This window comes from Phycicoccus ginsengisoli, assembly GCF_054779295.1.
Genome location: NZ_BAAGYN010000004.1, coordinates 191,216 through 215,581 on the forward strand (window position 1 = coordinate 191,216; position 24,366 = coordinate 215,581).

The window sequence follows — 24,366 nt, forward strand, 5'->3', positions numbered from 1 at the left end:
AGCTCGTCGGCGCCCATCCCGTCGGGGTGGGCGCCGACGCGCGGGCGCCCCTGTTCCGCGGCGAGGCGAGCGACGGCCGTGCGTATGCCGTCAAGACCAGCACCCGCCCCCAGCCCGGGGTGGCGGTGGCAGCCCACCTGGCCGACGCCGGGGTGCCGGGCGTGCCGGGACCGCTGCACGCGCTCGACGGTGGCCTGACGTCGGTGCTCGACGGCGACCGGCTCAGCGTCGTGCCGTGGGTGGCCGACCACCGCGGCCTCGACGAGGGCCTGCGGCCGGGACACTGGCGGTCGCTCGGTGCCGTGCTCGGCGCGCTCCACCGGGTGTCCGTCCACACCCCGGTCCTGCGCGACCTTCCCCGCGCCGACCGCGACCCCCGGCCGCTCCTCGGCCGCCTGCACGAGCTCGACCGCCTGCTGGGGGCGACGGGCTCGGACGACCCGTATGTCGACGAGCTGGGGCGGCTGTGGGCCGGGCGCGGGCGTGAGCGCCTCCTCGCGGTCGCGGAGCTCGCGCGCACGACGGCCGACGACCGGCACGCGTGGGCCGACGCACCGTGGGTGGTGGCACACACCGACCCCCACTCGGGCAACGTCCTGCTGGCCGACGACGGACAGGACGGCGTCTGGCTGGTCGACTGGGACGACGCGGCCGTCGCTACCCCGGAGTGGGACCTCATGTTCGTGCTGGGCGGCGTGCTGGCGACGCCGTCCGAGGCCGACCGGGCGGCGGTCGTCGAGGGGTACGGAGCGGTGCGGCTCGACCCGGCGCGGCTGCGGTACGCGCAGGCGACCCGGGCCCTGCACGACTTCCTCGACTTCGCCGACGACGTACTGGCGACGGACCGGCTGCCGGAGGCGGACCGACGGTGGTCGGTCGAGGTCCTCGCCGGGCAGCTGTCGCCCGACGGGTTGGTGGCGTTCGCGTTGGGCGAGCGCGGACCTGACCGGCTCGGGCCCTGACGTCGGACAGACTGACGCCATGACCTCGCAGCCCGCACCCGCCCTGGCCCGCTTCACCGGACGGACCGCCCTCGTGACCGGTGCCGCGCACGGCATCGGCCGCGCCACCGCAGGACGGCTGCACGCCGAGGGGGCGAACGTGGTGGTTGCAGACCTGGACGCCGTCGCCGCCAAGGATGCCGCAGCCAGCCTCGGCGACCGGGCGCTGGCCCTGGAGTGCGACGTCACCGACGCCGCCTCGGTGCACCACGCGGTGCAGGCCGGGGTCGAGCAGTTCGGTGCGCTGGACGTGCTCGTCTGCAACGTGGGGATCGCCACGGGCGAGCGGTTCGAGGCCCTGGACGACGCCGCCTGGTCGGGGCAGCTCGAGCCGACCCTGCACGGCACCGTGCGCTGCATCCAGGCCGCCCTGCCCCACCTGCTCACCTCGCGCTGGGGCGGGGCGGTCGTGATGACGGGTTCGGTCAACGGGCTGGCGGCCTTCGGCAACGTCGGGTACTCGGTCGCCAAGGCGGCCCTGCCCAACCTGGCCCAGAACCTCGCCGTGGAGTACTCCGCCTCCCGGGTCGGCGACGGCCAGCGACCCGTGCGCTTCACCGTGGTCGCTCCCGGCACGGTCCGCACCCGCGTGTGGGACGACCAGGACCCCGACGCGCTGGTCCCCCTCTACCCGATGGGACGGGTGGGACTGCCCGAGGACATCGCCGCGGCGGTCGCGTTCCTCGCCTCGGACGACGCCTCCTGGGTCACCGGCATCACGCTGCCGGTTGACGGTGGCATCCTCGCCGGACCGGCGCTGGCCTTCCAGGAGCGCAACCCCGGCCCGGTGGACTGAGGGCCCGCCGGCCGGGCGCGGCTCGACCGGCCGGCGGAACCGGTCGGCGGAACCGGCCGGCGGCCGATGACCCGCCAGCGGTCCACCGGCCCTTCTCGGCAACGCCCGGCGTCAGCCCTGGGCGCCGGCGCCCGAGTGGTCGCCTGCGATGTTGACCATCCAGTCGACGCCGAACCGGTCGGTGCACATCCCGAACTCGTCGCCCCAGGGCTGTGCGGCCATGGGGACCGAGACGCTGCCGTCCTCGGACAGCTTGTCCCAGAAGCCGCGCAGCTGCGCCGCGTCGTCGCCCGAGAGGCTGACGGAGATGCGGCTGCCCTCGCGGTACTCCATGCCGGGCGGGGTGTCGGACACCATGAGCGTGAAGCCCTGTGGCGTCTCGAGCTGGCCGTGCATGATGCCCTCGGCGAAGGGCTGGTCGGCCTGACCGAACTCGCCGAAGGTGCTCATGGTGAGGTCCCCGCCGAAGACCTCCTGGTAGAACGTGAGCGCCTCGCGCGCGGAGTCCTTGAACCCGATGTACGGGTTGAGCCGTGACGTCATCGTCGACCTCCTGGTGGTGGTGGGGTTGTCCTCCCGAGACTAGGAGCCACCGCCGACGCTGGCGAGGGTCGAGCCCGTCGCCCACGAGCTCGGGGGTCCAGGGCGGAGGTCGGGGGCGCCCGCTGTGGGGGCCCGGGGGCCGGACCGTCAGCCCACGAGCCAGGCGAACCGCCGGTCGGGGTCCCAGCGGCGCAGGGCAGTGGCGGTCGCCCGGTCCGGGGTCGACACGGCGGCCAGCACGGCCGAAGCCGGCTCCACGTCCTCGGGGCGCAGGCGCCGGACGAGGGTGATGTGCGGCGCCCACGGGAGCCGGGTGACGGGCCACGGGCCGCCGGCGCCCCGCGACCCGGCTACCTCGTCCCCGGAGCCGCCGGGGACGACCAGCGCGGCCCGGACGTCGGTGTGCAGCCGGCCGAGGGGGGCCTCGGCCCGGACTGGGAGGACCAGCGCGGGCCGTCGCTCCCCCAGCAGCACCGGGCCGCTGAGCGCGAGGGACAGGGGCAGCCGCGCGGCGAGGGGGACGAGCGCCTCCTCGGCGGCGGGCGTCACGACCGGGACCGCGGCGAGGGTCACGTGTGGCGCGTTCGTCACACCGCCGTGGTCGGCCTGGCTGCGGATCCCGTGGTCGGACAGTGTCTGCCACAACGCGCGGACGGTCTCGTCCGTGGCGGTGTCGAGCAGCAGCTCGACCGACTGCAGCGGCACCCCGGTCCCGTCCTCAGGCCGAGGCGATGTGCACGAGGGCGTCGCCGCGGTTGACCAGCGGCGCCCGGGTGTGGCCGATGACGATCCCGTCCCGGTCGGCGCGCACCAGGCGCAGGGTCCGCCCGAACGAGTCCGACAAGGCACCCAGCCGGTCGCCCTGGGTCACCCGACGGCCGAGCTCGACCTCGAGGTGCAGGATCCCGGTGCGGCGGGCTCGGACCCAGCCGCTCGTGCGGCACGGCAGGCTCGGCTCCTCGGCCGGCTCCACGGGTTCGGTCATGCCCAGGGTGGCGAGCACGCGGCGTACGCCCACGACACCGGCCGCGATCGCCCACTCGTCGAAGCGCCACGCCTCGCCGGCCTCGTAGAGCAGGACGGTGGCGCCCTCCTCCCGTGCGGCGGAGCGCAGCGACCCGTCGCGCAGCTTGGCGTGCAGCATCACCGGGGCGCCGAACGCCTCCGCGAGCGCGAGCGTCTTGGGGTCGTCGAGGTCGGCCCGGACCTGGGGGAGGTTGGTGCGGCCGTCGGCGCCGGTGTGCAGGTCGATGCCGACCTCGCTCTGGGCGACCACCTCGGTCATCATCAGGTGCGCGATCCGGCCGGCGAGCGAGCCGCGGGAGGAGCCGGGGAAGGACCGGTTGAGGTCCCGGCGGTCGGGCAGGTACCGGTCGCCGGCCATGAACCCGTGGACGTTGACGATCGGGACCGCGATCAGGGTGCCGCGCAGGGTCTTGGGCGACAGGCCGGCGAGCACGCGGCGCACGACCTCGACCCCGACCACCTCGTCGCCGTGGATCGCGGCGTTGACCCAGACCGTCGGGCCGTCCTCGCGCCCGTGCATCACCTGGACGGGCAGGCTGACGTCGGCGCCGGTCACCAGGCGGGTGATGGGCAGCCCGACGTCCTGCTTGCTGCCTGCCCGGACCCGCACCGGGCCCATCGCGAAGGAGGGGCGGGCCATCAGCGGCCCCGGTTCTGGCGGCGCACGGCCAGCGGCGGCCGGCCGCCGAGGTAGGAGCGGGCCGAGTCCACGAGGAACCCCTGCCGCAGGACCTCGCGGCCCACGAGCATCCGGAACCCCATGGCGTCGCGGTTGGTGAGGGTCACCTCCGCGGTCACGGGCCGGTCGTGCAGCGACAGGTCGAGGAGCACGACGACCCGCTCCTCGCGGTGGCCCGACGAGCTCCGCACGGCGCGGCGGTCGTGGACCGGGCGCTCGACGGTGACGGCGTCCTCGGGCGAGCGCTGCCACGGGTGGACCGAGAAGCGGACCCAGGGCTGCCCGCCCCGCTCGAACTCCTCGACGTCGAACGCGTGCAGGGCCGAGGTGCGGGCCCCGGTGTCGAGCTTGGCCTTGAGCCAGGGCACCCCGGCGCCCGGCAGGCTCACCCACTCGCGCCACCCGACCGGGGTGCTTAGATGGTTCGGCTCTGACACCGCTCCATCTTGGCAGGGACGGCTCGTGAAACTGGCAATCCTCTCGCGTGCCCCGCGCACGTACTCCACCCAGCGCCTGCGCACCGCCGCGCTCGACCGCGGCCACGACGTCAAGGTGCTCAACACGCTGCGCTTCGCCATCGACCTGTCGGGGCCCGAGCCGGACCTGCAGTTCCGCGGCCGGCCGCTGTCCGACTACGACGCCGTCGTGCCGCGGATCGGCAACTCGATCACCTACTTCGGCACCGCCGTCGTGCGCCAGTTCGAGCAGATGGACGTCTACACCCCCAACACCGCCAACGGGATCGCCAACTCCCGTGACAAGCTGCGCGCCACGCAGATCCTCTCCCGGCACAACATCGGTATGCCGGCCACGACCTTCGTGCGCAACCGCGCCGACGTCCTCGCCGCCATCAACCGCGTGGGCGGCGCGCCCGTCGTCATCAAGCTGCTCGAGGGCACCCAGGGCATCGGGGTCATCCTCGCGCCGGAGATCAAGGTCGCCGAGGCGATCATCGAGACCCTGCAGAGCACCCAGCAGAACGTCCTCATCCAGAGCTTCGTCAGCGAGAGCCGCGGTCGCGACATCCGGGCCCTCGTCGTCGGCGACCGGGTGGTCGCGGCGATGCGCCGGACCGCCCAGGGCGGGGAGTTCCGGTCCAACGTCCACCGCGGCGGCTCCGTCGAGGGCGTCGAGCTGAGCGCGGAGTACGAGGAGACGGCCGTCCGGGCGGCGCAGATCATGGGCCTGCGGGTCGCGGGCGTCGACATGCTCGAGGGCAACGAGGGTCCGCTGGTCATGGAGGTCAACTCATCCCCGGGGCTGCAGGGCATCGAGACCGCCACCAAGCTCGACGTGGCGGGCGCGATCATCGACTTCGTCTCCAACCAGGTCGCCTTTCCCGAGATCGACGTGCGGCAGCGGCTCACGGTGTCGACGGGCTACGGCGTGGCCGAGCTCGTCGTGCACTCCGCCTCCGACCTCGTCGGCCAGCGGCTGCGCGACTCGGGGCTGACCGACCGCGACATCTCCGTACTGACGCTGCACCGGGGCACCCAGGTCGTGCCCAACCCCAAGCCGGGTCAGCTGCTCGAGGCCGAGGACCGGCTGCTGTGCTTCGGCAAGCTCGAGGAGATGCGCTCGATGATCCCCGAACGCCGCCGCCGCCGGGCCAAGGTGCGCAAGCTGCCCAAGCAGCCCATCCACGAGGGCTGACGCGTCAGCCGGAGGGCGGGTACTGCCACGGGGCGAGGGTCATCGCGGCGCCCTCGATGACGTCGATGCGCGGGGTCGTCCCGTCGAGGGTCAGCCGCAGCGGGGTGGTTGCCCCGCGCAGGGTCACCGCGACCACCTGCGGGCTGGTCGAGTCGGCCTGCGCGCGGTACCCCTTCCACCACAGCGCGGCGAGCGCCTCGCCGCCGCGAGCCGGCAGGCCCACCCTGGTCACCGGCGAGGTGGTGCCGTATGCCGTCGTGGTCGACCGGCCGACGTCGACGCCCAGGTCGCGCCCGGCCTGGGCGATCGCCACGGTGGCGAAGCCCTCGACCCAGCAGGCGCTGGCGCTCCGGTTGGTGAGCGCGAGGGTCACCGCCGAGGTCCCCATCGCCGAGTCCCAGGCGCGAGCCGACAGGGTGAGGTCGCCGGGTGCGCACGCCCGCGCGGCGGCCACGACCGGGTGGGTACGGGGCGTGGTCGGCGAGGGGTTCGGCGGGAGGGGCTGAGGCGTCGGCTCGGGGGCGGCCCGGGCCGGGGGCGGCTCCGCGAGCGCGAGGGGGTACAGGTCACGGCGCACCCGGTCGAGCGCCTCGCGGCCGGGCGGGCTCGCCGCGCTCACCAGGACGGCGAGGACGACGACCGCCCAGATGGCGGTCGCCGCCGCGCGCTGACCGCGGGGGTCGAGGCGCACCAGTGCGGCGACCACGGCGGCCGAGCCGGCGGCGGCACCGAGGACCAGACCTGCCACGAGCCAGCCCCAGGAGTCACCCCCGGGGCGGCCGCGGGACGACCAGTGCACGGTCGCCGCCACCACCGTGGTGGAGACCGACACCGCCGCGACCGCCGCCAGCCCGGCGACGAGCAGGGCCCCCAGGTCACCCGTCCGACCGGACGCCCGCAGCCGCAGGTCCACGAGCCAGGCCAGGACCACCACGGCGGCCCCCCCGAGGGCCAGCACCACCGCGATGCCCCCGAAGAGCCAGAACGGTGCTGCCACGAGCACGCCGACGGCCACGGCTGCAGCCCGGGCGGCCGTGGACACGGCGAGCCGCGTGCTCCCGGCGACGGCCCCGTCGTCGGCCGCGGGTCGCCCTCCGGCACGAGCGGTGACGCCGGTCCGCGGCGCGAGCGCCCGTACGGCCAGGGTCGCGAGGAGGCCGAGGACGAGGAGCAGGGCGCACCCGGCATACCACCACGCGAGCCGCCGCTGGGCGGCGACGTTCGCGGCGGCGTCGCACAGCGCGCGGTCGCGCTCGCAGGGCGTGTCCCCCCAGACCGGCAGGTACCTGCCGTACGACCAGCCGACGCCGACCAGGCCGACGAGCCCGGCCACGACGAGCAGCCTGCTCCCCCAACGCCCCCACGTCGTCATCACCCCACCCTAGGCGACGGGCTCGACGCTCCCCGGGCGTCAGGCGGGGGCGGCGCTCCGCTGTGTCAGGCGGCGCTCCCCGGCGTCAGGCGGGGTGCAGCGACCGGGCGAGCAGGGAGTAGCCGAGCCACTCGGGGACCTCGCGCCGGACCGCCGCCGGGCCGGCCACCACGACGTCGCCTGAGCGCAGCGCCTGCGGCCAGACCACCTCGCCCCGCCAGATCCGGGTCAGGGTGCGCAGGCTGGTCTCGAGGCTGGCCGTCACCTCGTGCCCGGGGTCGTAGTCGCACAGGTCGACCTCGCCGTTGGCCACGACGAGCCACCAGTGCGACACCGGCCCGGCCACGTCGTCGAAAGAGATCCGCAGCACCGTCCGCGACCGGGGCCAGCGGTCGACGGGGATCGAGCGGCGCACGTCCCACAGCAGCAGGTGCGGGTCGTAGTCCTCCTCGCCGAGATCGCCGATCCAGCGAAGTCCCCACTGCCCCAACGTGTTCACGACCAGTTCGAGCTCGCGACCGCACTCGGTCAGCTCGTAGACGACCCGCTGGCCGCGCACCGACCGCGTGACGATGCCGGCGCGCTCGAGGGAGCGCAGCCGCTTGCTCAGCAGCGCCGGTGACATCTTCGGCACGCCGCGGCGCAGCTCGTTGAAGTGGGTGCTGCCCATCAGCAGCTCGCGGACGACGAGCAGCGTCCACCGCTCGTCGAGGACCTCCATGGCCTTGGCGACCGGGCAGAACTGGCCGTACGACGTCATCGCGCACACTCCCTCAGCTCGTGCCACCAGTAGACGCCCGGGACGAGGGCGGCGACCAGTACAGATCGAGAACTGCCCCCGGTACACATCCGGCACTGGAGCGGACCGCCCCCGCCGGACGACGCTGGTCGCGCAGGACGGACCAGCGAGGAGAACGCCATGACTGCACAGACCGGCACCGCCGCAACCACCCCCGACCCCACCGAGGCCGACACGGCGCTCAAGGCGGCGCACCGCGCCCTGTGGGCGCTCGGCGACTACCCGGCCGTGGCCACCGAGGTCATCGCCGCCCTCGGGCACCGCCTCGTCGCCGCGGCCGGCATCGGGCCCGGCCAGCGGGTCCTCGACGTCGCCGCCGGGTCCGGCAACGTCGCCATCCCCGCGGCGGCGGCCGGCGCCGAGGTCGTCGCCAGCGACCTCACCCCGGAGCTGCTCGACGCCGGGCGGGCCACCGCGCGCGCGGCGGCAGTGGAGCTCACCTGGGAGGTGGGTGACGCCGAGCGGCTCCCGTACGGCGAGGCCACCTTCGACGTCGTGACGTCGTGCGTCGGCGCCATGTTCGCACCGCACCACCAGCCGGTCGCCGACGAGCTCCTGCGGGTCACCCGTCCGGGCGGCACGGTGGCGCTCGTCAGCTGGACGCCGGCAGGCTTTATCGGCGAGATGTTCGCGACGATGAAGCCGTATGCCGCGCCGCCGGCCCCCGGAGCGCAGCCGCCGCCGCTGTGGGGGGACGAGGCGCACGTGCGGGACCTCTTCGGGGACCGGGTCACCGAGCTCGTGGCTGTCCGCGAGGAGCTGCCCGTCGACCGGTTCGCCGACGGGGCCGAGTTCCGCGACTTCTTCAAGGCGTACTACGGGCCGACCATCGCGACCTACCGCCGGATCGCCGGCGACCCGGCCCAGGTCGCGGCCCTCGACACGGCGCTGGCCGAACTCGGCGACCGGCACCTCGACGGCGGCGTCATGCCCTGGGAGTACCTGCTCGTCACGGCCACCCGTCGCTGAGGCACGTCGCCCGAGGTCTTTGAGCGATCGCAGCGGTCTGGACCGCCGTGATCGCTCAAAGAATGCCGGTGAGGGCGCATGCGCCGGCGGGGCGGTGCGGGTCAGGCGCGGAGCTTCTCCAGCCTGGCCCGCAGTGCCGCCTCGCGGTGGGCGTTGCCGTGCAGCCCGATGTACCGCTGCCCGAAGACCGCGAGCAGCGCGTCGTCGAGCCGGCGGACCGCGGCCGGGGCGTCCCGGTAGCCCATCCGGGCAGTGATCCCGTCGACGTCGATCGAGCGCAGCAGTCCCGCCAGCTCGTCGAGCGAGGTGATGCCCAGCTCGAGCAGCAGCCCGGAGATCCACGCGTAGTGGTCGGTGCGCGACCAGCGCGCCCCCTGGAACTGCCCGGCGAGGAACGTCGCGAGCTCGGCGGCACCGATGCGCGGGTCGCCGTGGTCCGCCGAGCCGGACACCTGCTGGCCCTCCATGCTCGCCTGCAGCCGGTCGCGGATCTCGGAGAACTCCCGGTCCGCGAGCTCGAGCAGCCCCGCGGCCAGGGTGAACCGCCGGTCGAGGTCGGGCACGTGCTCCTGCGGGATCGTGCCCTTGTAGCGGATGTCGTGCTCGAACTCGGCCCACGCGTGCTGCAGGATCGTGCGCACCTGCACCGAGGCGGTGCGCCCCTTGAGCCCCTCGTATGCCGGGGGCAGCGCCTTCAGCGGGTCGGGGGCCACGAGCAGGTGCCGGCTGGCATACCCGAACCGGCCCTGCTGGGCGGTCTCGCGACCCATGTCGCGGTCGTCGAACACGATGAACTGGTCGGTCAGCACGTCGGCGACCGCGGTGACGTCGCCGCGCAGGAAGGTGACGACCCGCACCCCGATCTGGTCGGTCAGGTCGCGCAGCGGGTCGGCGTACACGGGGTGGCCGTCGACGGTCCGGGAGGCCTTGGCAGCGAACGACTCCACGCTCTTGGTCCGCCCGGTCACGCTGAGGTAGTTGATGCCGGCGTCGTCCAGCAGCTCGCGGACGAGGGCGGTGAAGCCCTCGGTGACGGCGAGCAGCTCGGGCCGCAGCGCGGCATACCGCTGGACCGGGTCTTCTGGCTGCGCGTCGCTCACGCAGGACAGGCTATTGGCCCGTGCGCCCGTCGATCCGCTCCCGGATCAGGTCGGCGTGGCCACAGTGGCGCGCGTACTCCTCGATGAGGTGCACGAGCAGCTCGCGCAGCGTGATCGGCCCGCGGGTGGGGTGGAGGCTGACCACCTCCAGGCTCGCCGCGCGCTCGACGAACGCCTCGGCGTGGGCGACCTCGCGGCGCCACACCTCCCAGGCCTCGGCCACGACCGCTTCGTCCGCGACCGCGCCGTCGAAGTCGGCGTCGCGGTGCTCGTCCTTGCCCCACAGCCGCGGGATCTCGTTGCCCTCCATGGTGATCCGGAACCAGACATGCTCCACGTGGGCGAGGTGCCGCAGCAGGCCGAGCAGTGACAGGGTCGACGGCTCCACCGACCGGCGCGCCAGCTGCTCGGCGTCGAGGCCTTCGCACTTGAGCTCGAACGTCATCCGGAATTGGCGCAGGTAGCCGGTGAGGACGCTGCGCTCGTCCGTCGCGGAACTGCTCGCCGCCTCCCGGGGGTCGTCCTCGGGGTCGACCCACAGGTCGGGGAACTTCTTCGCTTCGGACACCATGGCCGCATCCTCTCAGCGCAGGCGGGTCGCGAGCAGGGCGGCGAGGCGGTCCATCTGCTGCACGTGCGCCGAGTCGCCGTCGGTCTGCAGCACGGCCGGTCCGTCGCCCGCGGTGATGATGGCCACGGCATACCCGCCGACGATCCCCATCTGGCGGGTCTCGGTGTCCGCGCGCAGCCAGCCGCCCTTGAACGAGCGGGCCCCGATCCGCCCGAGCCCCCACCGGTGCGCGGCGATGGGGTGCATCTGGCCGAGCAGGAACGCGCTGGCCTCCGGCGACACGACGCGACCGGCGTGCAGGGCCGCCAGGAACCGCAGCTGCTGCCGCACGGTCCACTGCATGCTGCCCTGGGAGGTGTCCGGTGCGTGCGTCGTGGTGTCGCCGATGCTGCGCAGGACGCGGTCGATGGCGGGGCCGGGCCGACCGGGGATCTCGTTCCTGATGGCCACGACGGCGTCGCCGTCCGAGGCGGTGAGGGCGGCCTTGATCCAGCCGCGCTCCCTGGCGGGGATCCGGCTCGGGTCGCCGTCGACGACCGTGTCGAGGTAGGCCGCGACGACGAGCACCTTCGACGTCGACCAGGCGCGGGAGCTGGGGACCGAGCCCTCGACGTGGACGTCGCCGGGGTCCGACAGCGGCGCCCACGCGATGGCGTTGCGGGTGTTGCCGCGCAGGCTGGTCAGGCCGGTCGGGGACGGCGCGGCGGACGTCCGGCTCGGTCTCGGCGTCACCGTGGGCCTCGGTCTCGTGGTGGTCGTGGGGGCGGTCGTGGTGGGGGTTGAGCTGGGAGTCGCGGCCGGGGACGTCGTGGTCGTGCTGGCGTCCGAGGTGGTCGGCGCGGGGGTCGAGGCGCCCGCGCCGCGGTCGGTCGCCTGGGCACAGCCCGTCACCAGGACGAGGAGCAGCCCGAACCAGAGCGTGCGGCGCATCCGAGCACCATAGACGCCACGACGGCCGGGCCGGGCCGGTCCGGCGAGCGCAAAACGGCAGTTGCGTGCGTGAAACGGGACTCCAGAACTGCCGTTTCGTGCACGCAACTGCCGTTTTGCGGGGGTGGCCTGGCCTCGCTGAGCCGAGCCGAGCCGCGGCGAGGCGAGGCGAGGACGAACCGGGTCAGCCGGATCGCAGGGTGCGGGCGAAGAGGGCCTCGAGCTCGGTGAACATGCGCTCGGTCGCGGCCTCGTCGTACATCGAGGTGTCGGACATGGAGTAGCCGTGCGCGGCGCCGGGGTAGATCTCGTTGCTCGCCGTGAGGCCGGCGGCATCGAGGGCGTCGCCCAGCCGGGCCACCTGCTCCGGGGGCATCGACCGGTCCTGGTCGGCATGGCCGAACACGTACTCGGCGCGCGCCGCGGCCAGCGACAGGTGCGGGCTGTCGGGGGCGTCGGTGGCCAGGGCACCGCCGTGGAAGCCGCCGACCGCGGCATACCGCTGGTCCAGGCCGGAGGCACGGATGGCGATCCGCGCCCCCATGCAGAAGCCGACGACGCCGAACGGGCCGCCGGGGTCGACACCGTCCAGACCCGCCAGGGTGTCGGTCCAGACCCGGATGTCGGCCTCGGCCCGGGGAGCGGTGATCGCCGCGATGCGCGGCCCGGTGTGGGCGAAGAAGGCCTCGCGCGCCCCGGGCTCGCGCAGGTCGGCGTTGGGGCTGGGGCTGGTCTCGGCGGCGGTGCCGCTGCGGTAGAGCACGTTGGGGGCGAGCACGACGTAGCCCCACGACGCGATTCGGTCGGCCATCTCGGCGATCCGTGGCCGCAGGCCGATGGCGTCGATGACGAACAGCACGCCGGGGCCGCTGCCGCCCTCCGGCCTGGCGACGTACGCCTCGGCCGGTCCGTCGGGCGCGTCGATCGTGATGAGGTCCATGGGCCGCACGCTAACCCGCGCCGCCGGGTGGCGCCCTGTCAGGCCCCGCCCTCTCCCAGCGGTGACCCGAACCGGGCGACGTGGTGCCACACCTTCTTGAGGTCCTGCGGGTCCTCGGCACCGCGACGCACCGCCTCGCCCACCACGGCCGCGTCGAGGACCCCTCCGCGGGCCACCCGGTGCCCGACCTCGACGACGTGGGGCCCGCGGAAGTCCGGGTGCCGGTCCAGCTCGCCGAGGGTGAGGCGGCGCCCTTCGTGCCACTCCACCGGTATGCCGAGTGCGGCCGCGTGCTCCTGAGTCGGCGTCCCGCAGTGGGCCGGGTCGAGGACGAGGGCCTCGACGTCCGTCGCGAGGATGACCGGGCCGTGGACGTGCGCCTCGACGTAGTCGTCGAGCAGGCCGCCCTCGCTGAGCTCGAGGGCGTCGGTGCGGGGCCGGGCGTCGAAGGCGTCGGCCAGGCGCAGCAGGTCGAACCGTCTCGACGTCCCGAACGCGACCGGCTCGAAGACCGAGTCGGGGAAGCAGAAGGTCGTGCGATCGAGCACGTGCTCGGCCAGGCGCAGGTACGCCGACCCGAAGCGCAGCGAGCCGCCGGTGCTGCGTCGACGGTGGTTGAGGGCGCCGTAACGGGGCCGCTCGGAGGCGGGCGCGTCGTCGTACGCGTGCCCGAAGATCCGCTGCTCCCAGCGCCACCGGTCCCCACCGGGGTGGGCGGTGAGTCCGCCGTTGCTCGTGCCGGTCTCGAACTGGGACCGGTACACGCCGTCGCGCGCCAGGTGCTCCAGCACGGTCAGGCCCCCCGACGCCCGGTCGGGGTGGAAGTTCACCGTCACCCGCAGGGACCGGTCCAGCGGCGGACCCTGGGCCAGGCCGTCGACGTGCGCGACTGCAGCCCGCGCCCACGGGCTCGTCCCGGCCGCCGTCGACCCCGCACCCGTCGACCCGGCAGCCGTCGAGCCCGCACCCGTCGATCCCGCACCCGTCCCCTGCGACACCCCCGCATTGTGGCGCAGGCACGGCCGCCACCCGCGCGCGGACGCCGATCGCGCTGCCGCGGCGACGCCGCGCGAGGACCCGGACCCTGTGGGACGGTGGAGCGGTGAGCGCCGACGACCAGCCGCTGTGGGCCCTGCTGGGCACGACCCGTCGCGCCATCCTGGCGACCATCCGCGGCAACGGTCGCCCCCAGCTCTCCAACGTCGGCTACCTGTGGGACCCCTCGGCCCGCACCGCCCTCGTGTCCGTCACCGATGACCGGGCCAAGACCCGGAACCTGCGGCGCGACCCGCGCGCCAGCCTCATGGTGACGACCGGCGACCTGGGCGCGTATGCCGTGGCCGAGGCCGCCGCGGAGCTGGGCCCGGTGGCCGTGGCGCCGGAGGACGCGGCGGTCGACGCCCTGGTCGACCACTACCGCGCCCTCAACGGCGAGCACCCGGACTGGGAGGACTTCCGGGCCGCCATGGTCCGCGAGCGCCGGCTGCTGGTCACCCTGCGCGTCGAGCGCGTCTACGGCTGGGCACCGACCGGCGGCTGACCTGCGGCGTCGTCGTCCCCCGCCGCTGCCCGGCACGACACAATGCCCGTCATGACCGACCCCTCCGACGAGGCCCGACAGCTCCTGCTCGCGCACGCCGACCGCACCGTCACCGGGCGGCTCGACGACCCGGCGGTGTTCGCGGCGGTGGTGGGGGTCGAGCGGCTGGTGGTCGCGACCGGCTCGGCCGACCCCGAGGTGCTGCGGGCGGTCCTTCAGGGGCGCCTGCCGGAGCACGGCCACGGCTCGGACGTCGCCAACCTGGTCGCGGAGGGCGAGCGGCACGTCGCCGCGGGACTGGTGCGCCGAGCCAACCGGCAGGCGGTGGACGCCGCCCTGGTGAACCCGGACGCCGGCGCCCACGAGGTGACGACGGACGCCACGCTCGTGCGGGCCGCGGTCCGGGCGGCGCAGCGGTCGCTCGACGCGATGCCGTACTACGGGATCCGCTACGGCGAGCGCGGGTCACGCTTCGCCAGCACCGACTCGGCGTGGCTGGTCTCGCTCGCCGGCCTCGGTGAGGAGCGGGCCGTCCGCCAGGTCGGCTGGCTGTGTCGCGTGCTCGCCGGTCGCGGCATGCCGTCCTGGCTGATGGAGCTGCACCTCGTCGAGCTGCTCGGCGAGGTCCGCGCGAGCGCCGGGGAGGAGGCGCTGGGGGCGCTTCCGGCTGCTGCTGCCGTCGTGACCGACACCCGTCGCCGGCACGTCGAGGACGAGCTGCTCGCGCTGGCCGACGGCTGGGCCGACGACGCGGTGGGGGACGAGCTGCCGGTCCCCCGGGCCGGGGCCCTGATCGCCGCGGCGGCCGCCGACGTCCTGGCCGGGATCGCCCGCGACGACCGCGCCCTGGTCGACTGGCTCACCGACCCGGCCCGGGTCCGACCCGAGGTCGCCGACGCCCTCGAGTGGGTGGGCCGCCGGGTGCGCGACTCCGCCCACTGACCCGCCGCACGGCAGACACGGGCCCGGCATCCACGCCGCTCAGGCCGCGCCCTCGGGCACGACGTCGAGGAAGCCGCGCACGTCGGCGACCCGACCGGCTGCGTCAAGCACGACGACGTCGGAGCCGACCACGACCGGCGCGGCACCCTGCGGCCCCAGCCCCCATTGGAAGCGCACCTGGCGGTGGTGGGCGTCCGGCTGCCCGACGGCGGTGAAGACGAAGCCGGGGAACTGCGCCTGCACGGCACCGACGAGCGCCGCGACGCCCTCGTGCCCGGCCACCTCGGCGAGCGGGTCGATGTAGGTGGCCTCCGGGCTCCAGTGGGCCTCGAGGAGGGCGCGCAGCTCACCGGGGTCGGTCGCGTTCCACGTGGCGAGGTATGCCGTGCGGACTCGCCCGCCGTCGACGGCAGCGTCCGGTGCGGTCGCGACGGCGGTGGTGTCGACGGCGCCGGTGTCGGTGGCGGTGGTGTCGACGGCGTCGGTGGTGTCGACGGCGCCGGTGTGGGTGTGGATTCCGTTGTCCTGCATGGCTTCTCCTTGGATGGTGGCCGGCCGGCGGTCCCGCCCGGCAACCGAAGGCTCCCCCGGCCGGGTGCGGCGGGTCGATGACCTCGGAGGTCATGGCCAGACTGCAGGCTGGCTGCGAGACTGCGGCGGTGACGACGACGCAGACCCGGCCCGAGGTGGGCACCCTCCTGCGGAGCTGGCGCGAGCGCCGCCGGCTGAGCCAGCTGGAGCTGTCGACGCGGGCGCACGTGAGCACCCGGCACCTCAGCTACGTCGAGACAGGGCGCTCACGGCCGACGGCGGAGATGATCGAGCGCATCGCCGAGTCCCTGGAGGTGCCGCTGCGCTCGCGCGACGAGCTGCTCCTCGCCGGCGGCTACGCGCCGCGCCACGACCGGCCGCGGCCTCGACGACGCGGACCTCGGCGTGGTGATGGAGGGGCTGCGCCACCTGCTCGACGCGCACCTGCCGAACCCGGCGCTGCTCCTCGACCGGCACTGGGACGTCGTCGACGCCAACGCGGCGACGGACCTGCTGCTGGCCGGCTGCGCCCCCGAGCTGCTCGAGCCGCCCGTCAACGCGATCCGCGTCAGCCTGCACCCGGGTGGGCTGGCCCCCCGGATCCGGAACCTGTCGCAGTGGGCGGCGCACCTGGTCTCCCAGGTGCAGGCGCGCGCCGAGGCGACCCACGACCCGGCCCTCGCCGCGCTCGCCCGGGAGGCTGCGGGGCACGTGCCCGGTGCCGCGCGAGCAGCACGTCCCACCGGGCCGGTGCTGGCCCTGGAGCTCGAGCACGAGGGCACGGTCCTGCGGTTCTTCAGCGTGAGCGCGCGCCTGGAGACGGCCACGGACGCGACGCTGGACGAGCTGCACCTCGAGACGTTCCTGCCGGCGGACTGCCACACCCAGCAGGTGCTCGCGCGGGCATCCGCCTGACGGCGGGCGGACGGCGGGCGGACGGCGGGCGACGGCGGCCGGACTGCGGCCGGCGCCGGCCCGTCGTTGCGGCGGCGCCGGGTGGCGTCCGGCCCGTCGGGTCGGGCGGGCACCCTGCCGGTCAGGACGGGGACGACCAGTGCGCCCGTCGCAGCCGCTCGATCCCGGCGAGGAGCACGTCGAGGGCGAAGTCGAACTCGAAGTCCTCGTCGCACCCGGTGGCGTCGGGGCGCCGCGCCCGGGCATCCGTGGCGATGGCCACGATCGCCGGGTAGTCCGCCGGGTCCGGCTCGGGCGCCCGGCTCCGACGAGCCGGGGCCGACGCCGCACCGGCGTCCGGGGCGCCGGTGAACAGCTCGGGGCTGAACCCCCAGATCCGGTTGCCGAGCAGGTGCATGACGTGGTGCGTCTGGTCCGGGGTGAACCCGGCCGCGAGGAAGACCCCGCTCACCCGCTCCATGTGGCCGAGGACGGCAGGCGTGCGCACGGTCCTGGACTCGATCGCCCGCTGCGCCCACGGGTGCGCCACCACCACCCGGCGGGCTGCGTGCAGCGCCGCCCGGACGCCGTCGCGCCACCGCCTCGGCGAGGCGGGAGGCGGGGCCGCCATGTCCTCGACGAGGACGTCGACCATGCCGGCGAGGAGGTCGTCCTTGTCCGCCACGTGCTTGTAGAGCGCCATCGGCACGACGTCGAGCACGTCGGCGAGCCGCCGCATGGTCACCGCGTCGAGGCCCTCGGAGTCCGCGAGCGCGACGGCGGCGCGCAGGACCCTGGCGCGGGTGAGGGACTCCCGGCCACCACGCGGCATACCGCCTCCAGAGGGTTGGGGGTTGACGAGGTGTACAGCGTACACCTACCGTCGTCGTTTCCCGAGGTGTACGCCGTACACCTTCTGTTCCCCGGGAGAAGCCATGACCGCACCCCGTCGCCTCGCCCTCGTCGCCGCCGCCCTCTACCTCGTCACCTGGGTGACGTCTGTCGCCGCCGTGCCGCTCTATGGCGGCTCGGCGTTCGATGCCGGCGCCCCGCTCGCCGCGCGCGGGTCCGTGCTCGCCGCCGGGCTGCTCGAGGTCGTCCTCGCGCTCGCCGTCGTCGGGACGGCGCTGGCGCTCTACCCGCTGCTGCGACCCCACGGGCCAGGCGCTGCGGTGGGGTATTCCGCGCTGCGCACCCTCGAGGCGACGGTCATCCTCACCGGCGTCGTCGCCATCCTCCCCGCGGTGTCCCGGCCGGGCTCGACGGCCTCACCGGCCCTCGAGCCGGGCGTCGTCGCGGGTCTCCACCTCGTCCACGACTGGACGTTTCTGGTGGGTCCGGGACTGGTCAACCCCGTGAACGCGGTCGTGCTGGCCGTCCTGCTGCTGCGTCGCCGGCTCGTGCCCCGGTTCGTGCCGGTGCTGGGGATCGTCGGCGCCGTCCTCGTCGCGGTGATGAACGTCGGCGTGATGTTCGGCGTCGCGAGCCCCCAGCCCGTGCTGGCCGTGCCGCTCTTCGCGTGGGAGATCTGCCTCGCCGGGGTCCTGGCGCTGAGGGGCATCCGCACGCCCGACGGCGGCCTCGCCGCGCCGCCGCCCGACCGGGCGTCGCCCCCGTGGGGTCGCTCGCGTGAGACCCCCAACGCCGCCCCGGGGCCCTTCCGTCGCGGCGTCGCCGGGTGAAGACTGCCCTCGAGGAGACGAAGGGGGACCCGGTGGGCAACGTGGCGACACCCAACCTGCCGTCGCGCGACTTCGACGCGACGACGGAGTTCTACGCGGGGCTGGGGTTCGAGCCCGCGTACCGTGACGAGGGCTGGCTGATCCTGACGAGGTCCGACCTCATGCTGGAGTTCTTCCTCTACCCGGGCGTCGACCCGGCGACGAGCTCGTTCAGCTGCTGCCTGCGGCTCGACGACGTCGACGGCTTCTACGAGACGTGCCGCGCGACGGGCATCCCGGAGACGGACCGCGGGTGGCCGCGCCTGCACCCACCACGGCTTGAGCACTCGGGGCTGCGGATCGGCTACCTCGTCGACCCCGACGGCACCCTGCTGCGCCTGGTCCAGAACCCCTGACGCCGCGCGACGGCTCGAGGTCGGCACGGCGCGACCGAGGCCTCACGGCCCTGCCCCCGCTCGCCCGGCTGGCCACCTCCGCCCGACCCCGGGGTATGGCCGGCAGTCAGCGCCCGACGACCTCGCTGAGACCGGCCAGGAGGCGCTCGAGGTCGTCGGCATCGGTGTAGGAGGCGAGGCCGATGCGCAGGCCGCCGGTGTCACCGAGGCCGAGGGCACGGGAGGCCTCGAGCGCGTAGAAGTGCCCAGCGGGGGCGTTGACGCCGCGGGCCGCGAGCTGGCGGGAGACGTCCTTGCTGTCGTGGCCCTCGAAGGTCACCAGGAGCGTCGGCGTGCGCTCCGGAACGCGGGAGTGGAGCGTGGCGCCCGGGAGCTCGGCCAGTCGTGGCTCGAGGTCCATGCGCAGCCGAAGCTCGTGGGCGCCGACCGCCGCGAGCGAGGTGGTGAGCCTGTCCCGGCGGGAGCCGTCGCCGGGGACGATGCCCGCGATCACGTCGATGGCAGCGGTGACGCCGGCCATTAGCTCGTAGGGCAGCGTGCCGAGCTCGAACCGTTCGGGCACCGCGTCGGACGAGGGCACCAGCTTGTCGGGGTGCAGCGACTCGAGCAGCTCGGGCGCGGCGGCGAGGGCGCCACAGTGCGGCCCGAAGAACTTGTACGGCGAGCACGTCACCAGGTCTGCCCCCATCGCCACCCGGTCGACGAGCCCGTGCGGCGCGAGGTGGACGGCGTCGACGAACAGCAGCGCGCCCCGGTTGTGGGCGAGTGCCGCGATGGCCGGGAGGTCGGGCTTCGTGCCGACCAGGTTCGACGCGGCGGTGACCGCGACCAGCCGGGTGCGGTCGGTCACGACCGCACCGACCGCCTCGGGGGGCAGCTCGCCGGTGGACGGGTCGAACTCGGCCCACCGCACCGTCGCGCCGACCTGCTCCGCGGCGAGCAGCCACGGCCGGATGTTCGCGTCGTGGTCGAGCCGGCTGACGACGACCTCGTCGCCGGGTCCCCAGTCCCGGGCCAGGGTGCGGGCCAGCTCGAAGGTCAGCGCCGTCATGCTGCGCCCGAACACCACGCCACCCGGGTCGGTGCCCATCAGGTCGCCGAGCGCCTGTCGTGCGCTGCGGACGGCCGCGTCGGAGTTCCGCTCGGCGGCGGTCACCTCGCCGCGGGTGGACATCGGGCTGGTCAGCTGCTGGGAGATCGCGTCGGCGACGGCCTGCGGGACCTGCGAGCCGCCCGGTCCGTCGAAGTGCGCCGCGCCTCCCTGCAGCGCGGGGAACTGCGCGCGCAGCGCCGCGACGTCGAAGGCGGGTGCAGCCTGGTGCTCGGGGGTTGCCTGCATGTCTGGCACTGTGTCACCCCTCGACGGTTCGACGGGAGGCGGCATCGGCATGGCGGGTGGTCGGCAGGCTCGTGAGCTCTCGCGACGGTTGGCCGACCAGGCAGCCGCGCTCGCGGGTCTGCTCGACACGGATGTCCCCGATCCGGCCGCTGTCGAGGCCGCGCTGCTGGCCGCTCGCTCCACGGTGACCGAGATCGAGACGACAGTCGCCGTCGCGAGGGCCGGCTCCGGGCCGCAACCGCTGCCGCCGGTCGTCGTGTCGGCACCTGTGCTCGGCGTCGACGCGTGCAGGGCCGGTTGGGTCGGTGCGATCCTCGAGCCCGGCACCCCTCGCCCCCGCATCGCGGTGGCGGCGACCATCGACGCGCTGGTGGAGACGGTCCGCCGGTCGCTGGCGATCCAGGTGGTGGCGATCGACATCCCGATCGGGCTGCCCGACACGACGACGCGGAAGGCTGATTCGCTGGCACGAAAGGCGTTGCGGGGCAAGGCTTCCTCGGTGTTCACGACGCTGACCCGCGCTGCCTACGGTGAGCCGACCAGGACTGCCGCGGACCCGGTGAACCGCGCGTTGACCGGTCAGGGGGTGGGGGCGCAGGCGTTCGGGTTGCGCGCCAAGATCCTCGAGGTCGACACGTGGGTGCGCAGTCGCCCGACGGTCCGGGTGCTCGAGGTGCATCCCGAGCTCTGCTTCGCCACCATGGCCGGCGCGCCGATCACGGCAGGCAAGAAGACGGACGAGGGCCGGGTCGCCCGGCTCGCCGCGCTCCGCGCCGCAGGCCTCGCCTCCCCGTCGGTCCTCTCGGGGAGCGGGTATGCCGCGGACGACGTCCTCGACGCCTGCGCCGCCGCGTGGACGGCGGCCCGGTGGGTGAACGGCGAGGCCCGGTCGCTGCCGGATCCTCCGGAGACCTTCACGGACGGCATACCCGCGGCGATCTGGGTGTGACGAGAGGCGACGTGCCCGAGAAGCCGGACGTCGCGCCGCTAGGCGGCGGCCGCTCCCACGGCAAGGAGCGCCAGTTGTCGTCGGCTGATCACCATGAGTGTTGGCCTCCTACTTGGCCGGGGCGTGCTTGTGGCGGCGAATCCTGCGCTGAGCGCGGTGCACTCCCCAGGCCTCTTTCACGTAGGTGAGCACGGCGGCGATCAGGGTTGCGGCGGCCCCGACTGCTCCGGCCATGCCGAGCCACTGCCCGGCGCTCTGGATCGGGTCGACGTAGATGTCGTCCTGCGTCAGGCCTGTGCGGCGGACCTCGACGACGTCGCCGGGGTGGTCGTCCCAGTCCGGGCAGTGGTTGATCCTGAACTCCGCAGGCAGGCCAGCGGGCGGGTCGGTCGAGCGGTACGTGGTCTGCTCCCCCGGCGTGTCCGGGGTGAGCGCTCGGGGCCCGCATGCCTCCCTGGTGCCCGACGGTCCCTGTGAGATGACCACAGCGTGCTCGGTCGGCTTGTCGCGCACGGCGAAGTAGTCGAAGCCCATGAGCACGGCGGCGACGACGAACGCGCCTAGACCGAACAGCAGACCGGCTGCCATGGACGCTGACGCCAGTCCGCGGTAGGGCCGGTCCTCATAGCGGGCCGACCGGCTGTCGGGTGCGTCGCTCACGTGACCCTTTCCCAACTGCCGTCGACGGGACCGACGAGGGTGAGGAGCCCGACCGCGCTGAAGGCCGTGGTCGTCGGCTCGTACGCGGTCATGCGGGCATCCTGACAGGCGGACGGGACAGGTTCGACGCCACGGGACCTACCGCCAGGTCGTGGAACGCCGAGCGACGTCGTAGACCGCATCGATGGCCTCGGGCGTGAGGATGTCACCGTGCCGCAGGAGCCACCGCGCGACCTGCATGCGCGGGGTCACCGAGACGCCTTCTGGCTGGGTCTTGACCACGACGTCACTCGCGTTGACCGTGACGATCAGGCCTTCGACATGGACGGGGAACCCGCACGCCTCAGTGAGGACCTTCGCGGCGCGCTGGGCCTCATGGCGGGCGTTCCGCACGTACGGCTGCTTGGCGCCGTTGACCATGAACGTGTTCCCACCGACCCAGATCTTTGCCCCGGGGTGGTGCTTGGCGTTGGCGGTGAACACACCACCTGGCCCGATGATGATGTGGTCGATGTCCGAGCCGCGGTTGCCGACGGGGACGGCGTGCAGGAACCGCCAGCGAGGGTCCTTCTTGGCGACCTTCGCGAGTTGGGCGGCGACCTTCTCCTCGCCGTCCGCGCCGATGCGCCACGCCCGCTCGTTGGTGTGGACGCCGAGGACGCGGGCGAGAACGGTCTTGACAGGGGCCGAGTCACGGGCCGCCTGGGCGCGCTCTCGCGCTTCGGCTCCGGGACTGTTGGTGGCCAGGTCGACCCAGGGCCGGGCCGGTTCAGGCACGGAGCCAGAACCAGAGGCATCGACGACCTCCGCTGGATGCGTCGAAGTGGCGTCATCGGGCAACCCGAGGAGCAGGTCTGCCGCGTGGTCCCCTGACTCGACCAGCGCCGTAACGGGCGCGGCCGGTTCTCCCGCTCCGTTGCGCTCCTCGTCCCCGCCCTGGGGCGCTGAGGCGGCCTGGTCGGCCTCAACCGGCGCGGTGGCCGCTGGCCCAGCGGCGGCCAGTCCCGCGGTCGACTTCCATGACGCGACCGCCGCCAGCAGGGACGACTCGGAGTCCGGTGACTCGGGGTGCCCCGTCTCCGTGACGAGGTCCCAGAACCCGACCTTGGACCCGTCCGGCGTTTCGACGTACAGGCGGTCCTTGCCGTACCGCCGCCACCGGTTCACCACGAGGTCCTGGCCGCTCACGGCCACATCATCGACGGGTGCCGCGGGCTCCTGCAGCCGTTCCGGCAACCCGTGACCGTTCGTCTAGGTCTAACCCCAAGGACGGGCAGACAACGCGAGTCAGCCCGGCCGATCGTCATCAGTCGCGGCCAACGCGAGTGCAGCAAGTACGAACACCGTCCCCCCTTCATCGCGTTCATGTTGGCACACCAGGTGGACAGATCCCCCCAGTCGGTCGGGCCCACGGAACGGTGTCTTCGAACCAGCCAACGCCTCGACCCATCACGGGTCGGGGCGTTCTTGCTGTCCCTGTGGACAAACGACACGAGGCGTCACCGGTGACGCTCCATGTCACTTATCCACAATCAGTGGTGACACTCAGGCGTCGCGACCGGTGACACTCCCGTGTCGTTACCGTGACACCCGATGTCGCGCGCGGTGACACCCTGGTGTCGCGACACACGACAGGCCGGTCAGAAGCCGTCGCGGGCCATGTTGGCGAACCGGGCGTAGTGGCCCTGGAAGGCCAGCACCATATCCTTGGTGGGGCCGTTGCGGTGCTTGGCGACGATCACGTCGACCTCGCCCTCGCGGCCCTCGACCTTGGGCTCGCGGTGCAGCAGGATCACCATGTCGGCGTCCTGCTCGATCGAGCCCGACTCACGCAGGTCGGACATGGCCGGCCGCTTGTCGGCGCGCTGCTCCGAGCCACGGTTCAGCTGGCTGATCGCAATGACCGGGACCTCGAGCTCCTTGGCGAGCAGCTTGAGCGCACGGGAGAACTCCGACACCTCCTGCTGGCGCGACTCGACCTTCTTGCCCGAGCTCATGAGCTGCAGGTAGTCGATGACGACGAGCTTGAGGTTGTGCTGCTGCTTGAGCCGGCGGCACTTCGCCCGGATCTCCATGAGCGACATGTTCGGGGAGTCGTCGATGAACAGCGGGCTGTCGGAGATCTGCCCCATGATCCGCGCCAGCTTCTTCCAGCCGGCGTCGCCGATCGTGCCCTTGCGCAGGTCCTGCAGCTGGATCTGGGCCTCGGCGGACAGGCAGCGCATGGTGATCTCGGAACGGCTCATCTCGAGCGAGAAGATGGCCGTGGCCTGCTTGTGCTTGATGGCCGCGGAGCGGGCGATGTCGAGGCCCATCGTCGACTTTCCGACGGCAGGTCGGGCCGCGAGGACGATCATTTGGCCGGGGTGCAGGCCGTGGGTCAGCTCGTCGAGCTCGATGAAGCCGGTCGGCACGCCCAGCATCTCGTTGGCGTCGCGCCCGGCCGCGACCTCGATCTCGTTGAGGGTCTCCTCGAGGACGTCGCCGAGCGCGACGTAGTCCTCGCCGCCGCGCTTGTCAGCAACGGCATACACCTCGGCCTGGGCGGCGTTGACGATGTCCTCGACGTCGCCGTTGCCCTGCTGGTACCCGAGCTGCACGATCCGGGTGCCCGCCTCGACGAGCCGGCGCAGCACGGCCCGCTCGGCCACGATCTCGGCGTAGTAGCCGGCGTTGGCGGCGGTCGGGACCGCCTGGATGAGCTGGTGGAGGTACGCCTGCCCGCCCACCCGCTGCAGGTCGCCGCGCTTGGACAGCTCGTCGGAGACGGTGATCGCGTCGGCCGGCTCCCCGCGGGAGTACAGGTCGAGGATGGCGTCGTAGATCAGCTCGTGCGCCGGGCGGTAGAAGTCGGTGCCCTTGAGGCCCTCGACGCAGTCGGCGATCGCGTCCTTGGACAGCAGCATGCCGCCGAGGACCGACTGCTCCGCGTGGACGTCCTGCGGCGGGACCCGCTGGTCGCCACCGCCGGGGGCACCGTCGCCGGCCGAGCCGAAGGCGCTGGTGCTCAACTCGGCCAGTGACACCGGCTACTCCCCTGTCTGTGCGGCGACGA

Annotated in this window: 27 protein-coding genes and 1 pseudogene; 11 read left to right on the forward strand and 17 right to left on the reverse strand. The window is 73.8% G+C overall.

The genetic code is table 11. From position 1 onward, the window contains the following. Positions 1-26 precede the first annotated feature (26 nt). A complete protein-coding gene (locus tag ACYVDO_RS08270; RefSeq protein ID WP_460934643.1) occupies positions 27-962 on the forward strand; it encodes a phosphotransferase enzyme family protein in 936 nt (311 codons plus the stop codon). Between the two features lie 19 nt (positions 963-981). Further along, positions 982-1,797, forward strand: coding sequence for an SDR family NAD(P)-dependent oxidoreductase (locus ACYVDO_RS08275; protein WP_460934645.1), 816 nt, complete (start codon positions 982-984; stop codon positions 1,795-1,797). A 111-nt stretch (positions 1,798-1,908) separates the two neighbouring features. On the opposite strand, the gene ACYVDO_RS08280 is transcribed toward ACYVDO_RS08275, so the two are convergent. From ACYVDO_RS08280 to ACYVDO_RS08295, 4 genes are all read right to left on the reverse strand, one after another. After that, positions 1,909-2,340, reverse strand: coding sequence for a VOC family protein (locus ACYVDO_RS08280; RefSeq protein ID WP_460934647.1), 432 nt, complete (start codon positions 2,338-2,340; stop codon positions 1,909-1,911). A gap of 147 nt (positions 2,341-2,487) precedes the next feature. After that, a complete protein-coding gene (locus ACYVDO_RS08285) occupies positions 2,488-3,045 on the reverse strand; it encodes a 2'-5' RNA ligase family protein (RefSeq protein ID WP_460934649.1) in 558 nt (185 codons plus the stop codon). Between the two features lie 13 nt (positions 3,046-3,058). Next, on the reverse strand, positions 3,059-4,006 hold the full coding sequence (locus ACYVDO_RS08290; RefSeq protein ID WP_460934651.1) for a succinylglutamate desuccinylase/aspartoacylase family protein: 948 nt from the start codon (positions 4,004-4,006) through the stop codon (positions 3,059-3,061). Beyond that, positions 4,006-4,482 (reverse strand): ATP-dependent zinc protease family protein, encoded by a 477-nt coding sequence (locus tag ACYVDO_RS08295; RefSeq protein WP_460934653.1) that lies wholly within the window; start codon positions 4,480-4,482, stop codon positions 4,006-4,008. Before ACYVDO_RS08295 ends, ACYVDO_RS08290 begins: the two co-directional genes overlap by 1 nt. A gap of 25 nt (positions 4,483-4,507) precedes the next feature. Between ACYVDO_RS08295 and ACYVDO_RS08300 the strand changes: the two genes are divergently transcribed. Beyond that, complete coding sequence (locus ACYVDO_RS08300) at positions 4,508-5,698, forward strand: RimK family alpha-L-glutamate ligase (RefSeq protein WP_460934655.1); 1,191 nt, start codon at positions 4,508-4,510, stop codon at positions 5,696-5,698. A 4-nt stretch (positions 5,699-5,702) separates the two neighbouring features. On the opposite strand, the gene ACYVDO_RS08305 is transcribed toward ACYVDO_RS08300, so the two are convergent. Further along, positions 5,703-7,070, reverse strand: a complete 1,368-nt coding sequence (locus ACYVDO_RS08305) for a DUF4232 domain-containing protein (protein WP_460934657.1) — start codon at positions 7,068-7,070, stop codon at positions 5,703-5,705. 85 nt (positions 7,071-7,155) lie between these two features. After that, a complete protein-coding gene (locus ACYVDO_RS08310) occupies positions 7,156-7,830 on the reverse strand; it encodes a winged helix-turn-helix transcriptional regulator (protein ID WP_460934659.1) in 675 nt (224 codons plus the stop codon). Positions 7,831-7,989: 159 nt separating this feature from the next. On the opposite strand from ACYVDO_RS08310, the gene ACYVDO_RS08315 reads away from it, so the two are divergent. Continuing rightward, positions 7,990-8,838, forward strand: a complete 849-nt coding sequence (locus tag ACYVDO_RS08315; protein WP_460934661.1) for a class I SAM-dependent methyltransferase — start codon at positions 7,990-7,992, stop codon at positions 8,836-8,838. Between the two features lie 101 nt (positions 8,839-8,939). Here the strand turns inward: ACYVDO_RS08315 and ACYVDO_RS08320 are convergent, their stop codons facing one another. The 5 genes from ACYVDO_RS08320 to ACYVDO_RS08340 form a co-directional block, all read right to left on the reverse strand. Next, positions 8,940-9,938, reverse strand: a complete 999-nt coding sequence (locus tag ACYVDO_RS08320; protein ID WP_460934663.1) for a GTP pyrophosphokinase — start codon at positions 9,936-9,938, stop codon at positions 8,940-8,942. A gap of 10 nt (positions 9,939-9,948) precedes the next feature. After that, complete coding sequence (locus ACYVDO_RS08325; RefSeq protein WP_460934665.1) at positions 9,949-10,509, reverse strand: DinB family protein; 561 nt, start codon at positions 10,507-10,509, stop codon at positions 9,949-9,951. Between the two features lie 12 nt (positions 10,510-10,521). Further along, positions 10,522-11,439, reverse strand: a complete 918-nt coding sequence (locus tag ACYVDO_RS08330; RefSeq protein WP_460934667.1) for a serine hydrolase — start codon at positions 11,437-11,439, stop codon at positions 10,522-10,524. A 184-nt stretch (positions 11,440-11,623) separates the two neighbouring features. Further along, the gene (locus ACYVDO_RS08335) at positions 11,624-12,379 is read right to left on the reverse strand and encodes a dienelactone hydrolase family protein (RefSeq protein ID WP_460934669.1); all 756 of its coding nucleotides are present in this window, start codon (positions 12,377-12,379) and stop codon (positions 11,624-11,626) included. Between the two features lie 38 nt (positions 12,380-12,417). Then, the gene (locus ACYVDO_RS08340; RefSeq protein WP_460934671.1) at positions 12,418-13,377 is read right to left on the reverse strand and encodes a DUF3626 domain-containing protein; all 960 of its coding nucleotides are present in this window, start codon (positions 13,375-13,377) and stop codon (positions 12,418-12,420) included. A gap of 104 nt (positions 13,378-13,481) precedes the next feature. Here ACYVDO_RS08340 and ACYVDO_RS08345 point away from each other — a divergent pair, with 104 nt between their 5' ends. After that, positions 13,482-13,919, forward strand: coding sequence for a PPOX class F420-dependent oxidoreductase (locus tag ACYVDO_RS08345; protein ID WP_460934673.1), 438 nt, complete (start codon positions 13,482-13,484; stop codon positions 13,917-13,919). A 51-nt stretch (positions 13,920-13,970) separates the two neighbouring features. Next, positions 13,971-14,861, forward strand: a complete 891-nt coding sequence (locus ACYVDO_RS08350) for a hypothetical protein (RefSeq protein WP_460934675.1) — start codon at positions 13,971-13,973, stop codon at positions 14,859-14,861. 39 nt (positions 14,862-14,900) lie between these two features. On the opposite strand, the gene ACYVDO_RS08355 is transcribed toward ACYVDO_RS08350, so the two are convergent. Continuing rightward, entirely contained in the window at positions 14,901-15,392 is a 492-nt protein-coding gene (locus tag ACYVDO_RS08355; RefSeq protein WP_460934677.1) for a nuclear transport factor 2 family protein, read from the reverse strand. A 92-nt stretch (positions 15,393-15,484) separates the two neighbouring features. On the opposite strand from ACYVDO_RS08355, the pseudogene ACYVDO_RS08360 reads away from it, so the two are divergent. Both ACYVDO_RS08360 and ACYVDO_RS08365 read left to right on the forward strand, forming a co-directional pair. Continuing rightward, positions 15,485-15,673: pseudogene (locus ACYVDO_RS08360) on the forward strand (helix-turn-helix domain-containing protein); the annotation flags it as partial. Between the two features lie 130 nt (positions 15,674-15,803). Then, the gene (locus ACYVDO_RS08365) at positions 15,804-16,307 is read left to right on the forward strand and encodes an MmyB family transcriptional regulator (RefSeq protein WP_460935051.1); all 504 of its coding nucleotides are present in this window, start codon (positions 15,804-15,806) and stop codon (positions 16,305-16,307) included. A gap of 121 nt (positions 16,308-16,428) precedes the next feature. Here the strand turns inward: ACYVDO_RS08365 and ACYVDO_RS08370 are convergent, their stop codons facing one another. Continuing rightward, positions 16,429-17,163: a TetR/AcrR family transcriptional regulator gene (locus tag ACYVDO_RS08370; RefSeq protein WP_460934679.1), complete on the reverse strand. Its 735-nt coding sequence runs from the start codon at positions 17,161-17,163 to the stop codon at positions 16,429-16,431. A 58-nt stretch (positions 17,164-17,221) separates the two neighbouring features. Between ACYVDO_RS08370 and ACYVDO_RS08375 the strand changes: the two genes are divergently transcribed. Together ACYVDO_RS08375 and ACYVDO_RS08380 are read left to right on the forward strand one after the other, a co-directional pair. Next, a complete protein-coding gene (locus ACYVDO_RS08375; RefSeq protein ID WP_460934681.1) occupies positions 17,222-17,968 on the forward strand; it encodes a DUF4386 domain-containing protein in 747 nt (248 codons plus the stop codon). A 32-nt stretch (positions 17,969-18,000) separates the two neighbouring features. Further along, positions 18,001-18,363: a bleomycin resistance protein gene (locus ACYVDO_RS08380; protein WP_460935053.1), complete on the forward strand. Its 363-nt coding sequence runs from the start codon at positions 18,001-18,003 to the stop codon at positions 18,361-18,363. A gap of 106 nt (positions 18,364-18,469) precedes the next feature. On the opposite strand, the gene ACYVDO_RS08385 is transcribed toward ACYVDO_RS08380, so the two are convergent. Beyond that, on the reverse strand, positions 18,470-19,702 hold the full coding sequence (locus ACYVDO_RS08385) for a cysteine desulfurase-like protein (RefSeq protein ID WP_460934683.1): 1,233 nt from the start codon (positions 19,700-19,702) through the stop codon (positions 18,470-18,472). Between ACYVDO_RS08385 and ACYVDO_RS08390 the strand changes: the two genes are divergently transcribed. Then, a complete protein-coding gene (locus ACYVDO_RS08390) occupies positions 19,701-20,651 on the forward strand; it encodes a DUF429 domain-containing protein (protein ID WP_460934685.1) in 951 nt (316 codons plus the stop codon). The two genes, ACYVDO_RS08385 and ACYVDO_RS08390, sit on opposite strands and share 2 nt — an antisense overlap. A 108-nt stretch (positions 20,652-20,759) precedes the next feature. On the opposite strand, the gene ACYVDO_RS08395 is transcribed toward ACYVDO_RS08390, so the two are convergent. From ACYVDO_RS08395 to dnaB, 3 genes are all read right to left on the reverse strand, one after another. Then, positions 20,760-21,311: a hypothetical protein gene (locus ACYVDO_RS08395; RefSeq protein WP_460934687.1), complete on the reverse strand. Its 552-nt coding sequence runs from the start codon at positions 21,309-21,311 to the stop codon at positions 20,760-20,762. Between the two features lie 138 nt (positions 21,312-21,449). Further along, positions 21,450-22,499 (reverse strand): nuclease-related domain-containing protein, encoded by a 1,050-nt coding sequence (locus tag ACYVDO_RS08400; RefSeq protein WP_460934689.1) that lies wholly within the window; start codon positions 22,497-22,499, stop codon positions 21,450-21,452. Positions 22,500-22,951: 452 nt separating this feature from the next. Further along, positions 22,952-24,322 carry a replicative DNA helicase gene (dnaB, locus tag ACYVDO_RS08405; RefSeq protein WP_460934691.1) on the reverse strand — a complete coding sequence of 457 codons (1,371 nt, stop codon included), beginning with the start codon at positions 24,320-24,322 and terminating at the stop codon, positions 22,952-22,954. Between the last annotated feature and the right edge of the window lie 44 nt (positions 24,323-24,366).

Bases quoted from the DNA above. Each gene is read 5' to 3' on its own strand.
- ACYVDO_RS08275 (WP_460934645.1), top strand. From the start codon at position 982: ATGACCTCGCAGCCCGCACCCGCCCTGGCCCGCTTCACCGGACGGACC.
- ACYVDO_RS08280 (WP_460934647.1), bottom strand. From the start codon at position 2,340: ATGACGTCACGGCTCAACCCGTACATCGGGTTCAAGGACTCCGCGCGC.
- ACYVDO_RS08290 (WP_460934651.1), bottom strand. From the start codon at position 4,006: ATGGCCCGCCCCTCCTTCGCGATGGGCCCGGTGCGGGTCCGGGCAGGC.
- ACYVDO_RS08305 (WP_460934657.1), bottom strand. From the start codon at position 7,070: ATGACGACGTGGGGGCGTTGGGGGAGCAGGCTGCTCGTCGTGGCCGGG.
- ACYVDO_RS08310 (WP_460934659.1), bottom strand. From the start codon at position 7,830: ATGACGTCGTACGGCCAGTTCTGCCCGGTCGCCAAGGCCATGGAGGTC.
- ACYVDO_RS08315 (WP_460934661.1), top strand. From the start codon at position 7,990: ATGACTGCACAGACCGGCACCGCCGCAACCACCCCCGACCCCACCGAG.
- ACYVDO_RS08325 (WP_460934665.1), bottom strand. From the start codon at position 10,509: ATGGTGTCCGAAGCGAAGAAGTTCCCCGACCTGTGGGTCGACCCCGAG.
- ACYVDO_RS08330 (WP_460934667.1), bottom strand. From the start codon at position 11,439: ATGCGCCGCACGCTCTGGTTCGGGCTGCTCCTCGTCCTGGTGACGGGC.
- ACYVDO_RS08335 (WP_460934669.1), bottom strand. From the start codon at position 12,379: ATGGACCTCATCACGATCGACGCGCCCGACGGACCGGCCGAGGCGTAC.
- ACYVDO_RS08350 (WP_460934675.1), top strand. From the start codon at position 13,971: ATGACCGACCCCTCCGACGAGGCCCGACAGCTCCTGCTCGCGCACGCC.
- ACYVDO_RS08355 (WP_460934677.1), bottom strand. From the start codon at position 15,392: ATGCAGGACAACGGAATCCACACCCACACCGGCGCCGTCGACACCACC.
- ACYVDO_RS08365 (WP_460935051.1), top strand. From the start codon at position 15,804: ATGGAGGGGCTGCGCCACCTGCTCGACGCGCACCTGCCGAACCCGGCG.
- ACYVDO_RS08375 (WP_460934681.1), top strand. From the start codon at position 17,222: ATGACCGCACCCCGTCGCCTCGCCCTCGTCGCCGCCGCCCTCTACCTC.
- ACYVDO_RS08390 (WP_460934685.1), top strand. From the start codon at position 19,701: ATGTCTGGCACTGTGTCACCCCTCGACGGTTCGACGGGAGGCGGCATC.
- ACYVDO_RS08385 (WP_460934683.1), bottom strand. From the start codon at position 19,702: ATGCAGGCAACCCCCGAGCACCAGGCTGCACCCGCCTTCGACGTCGCG.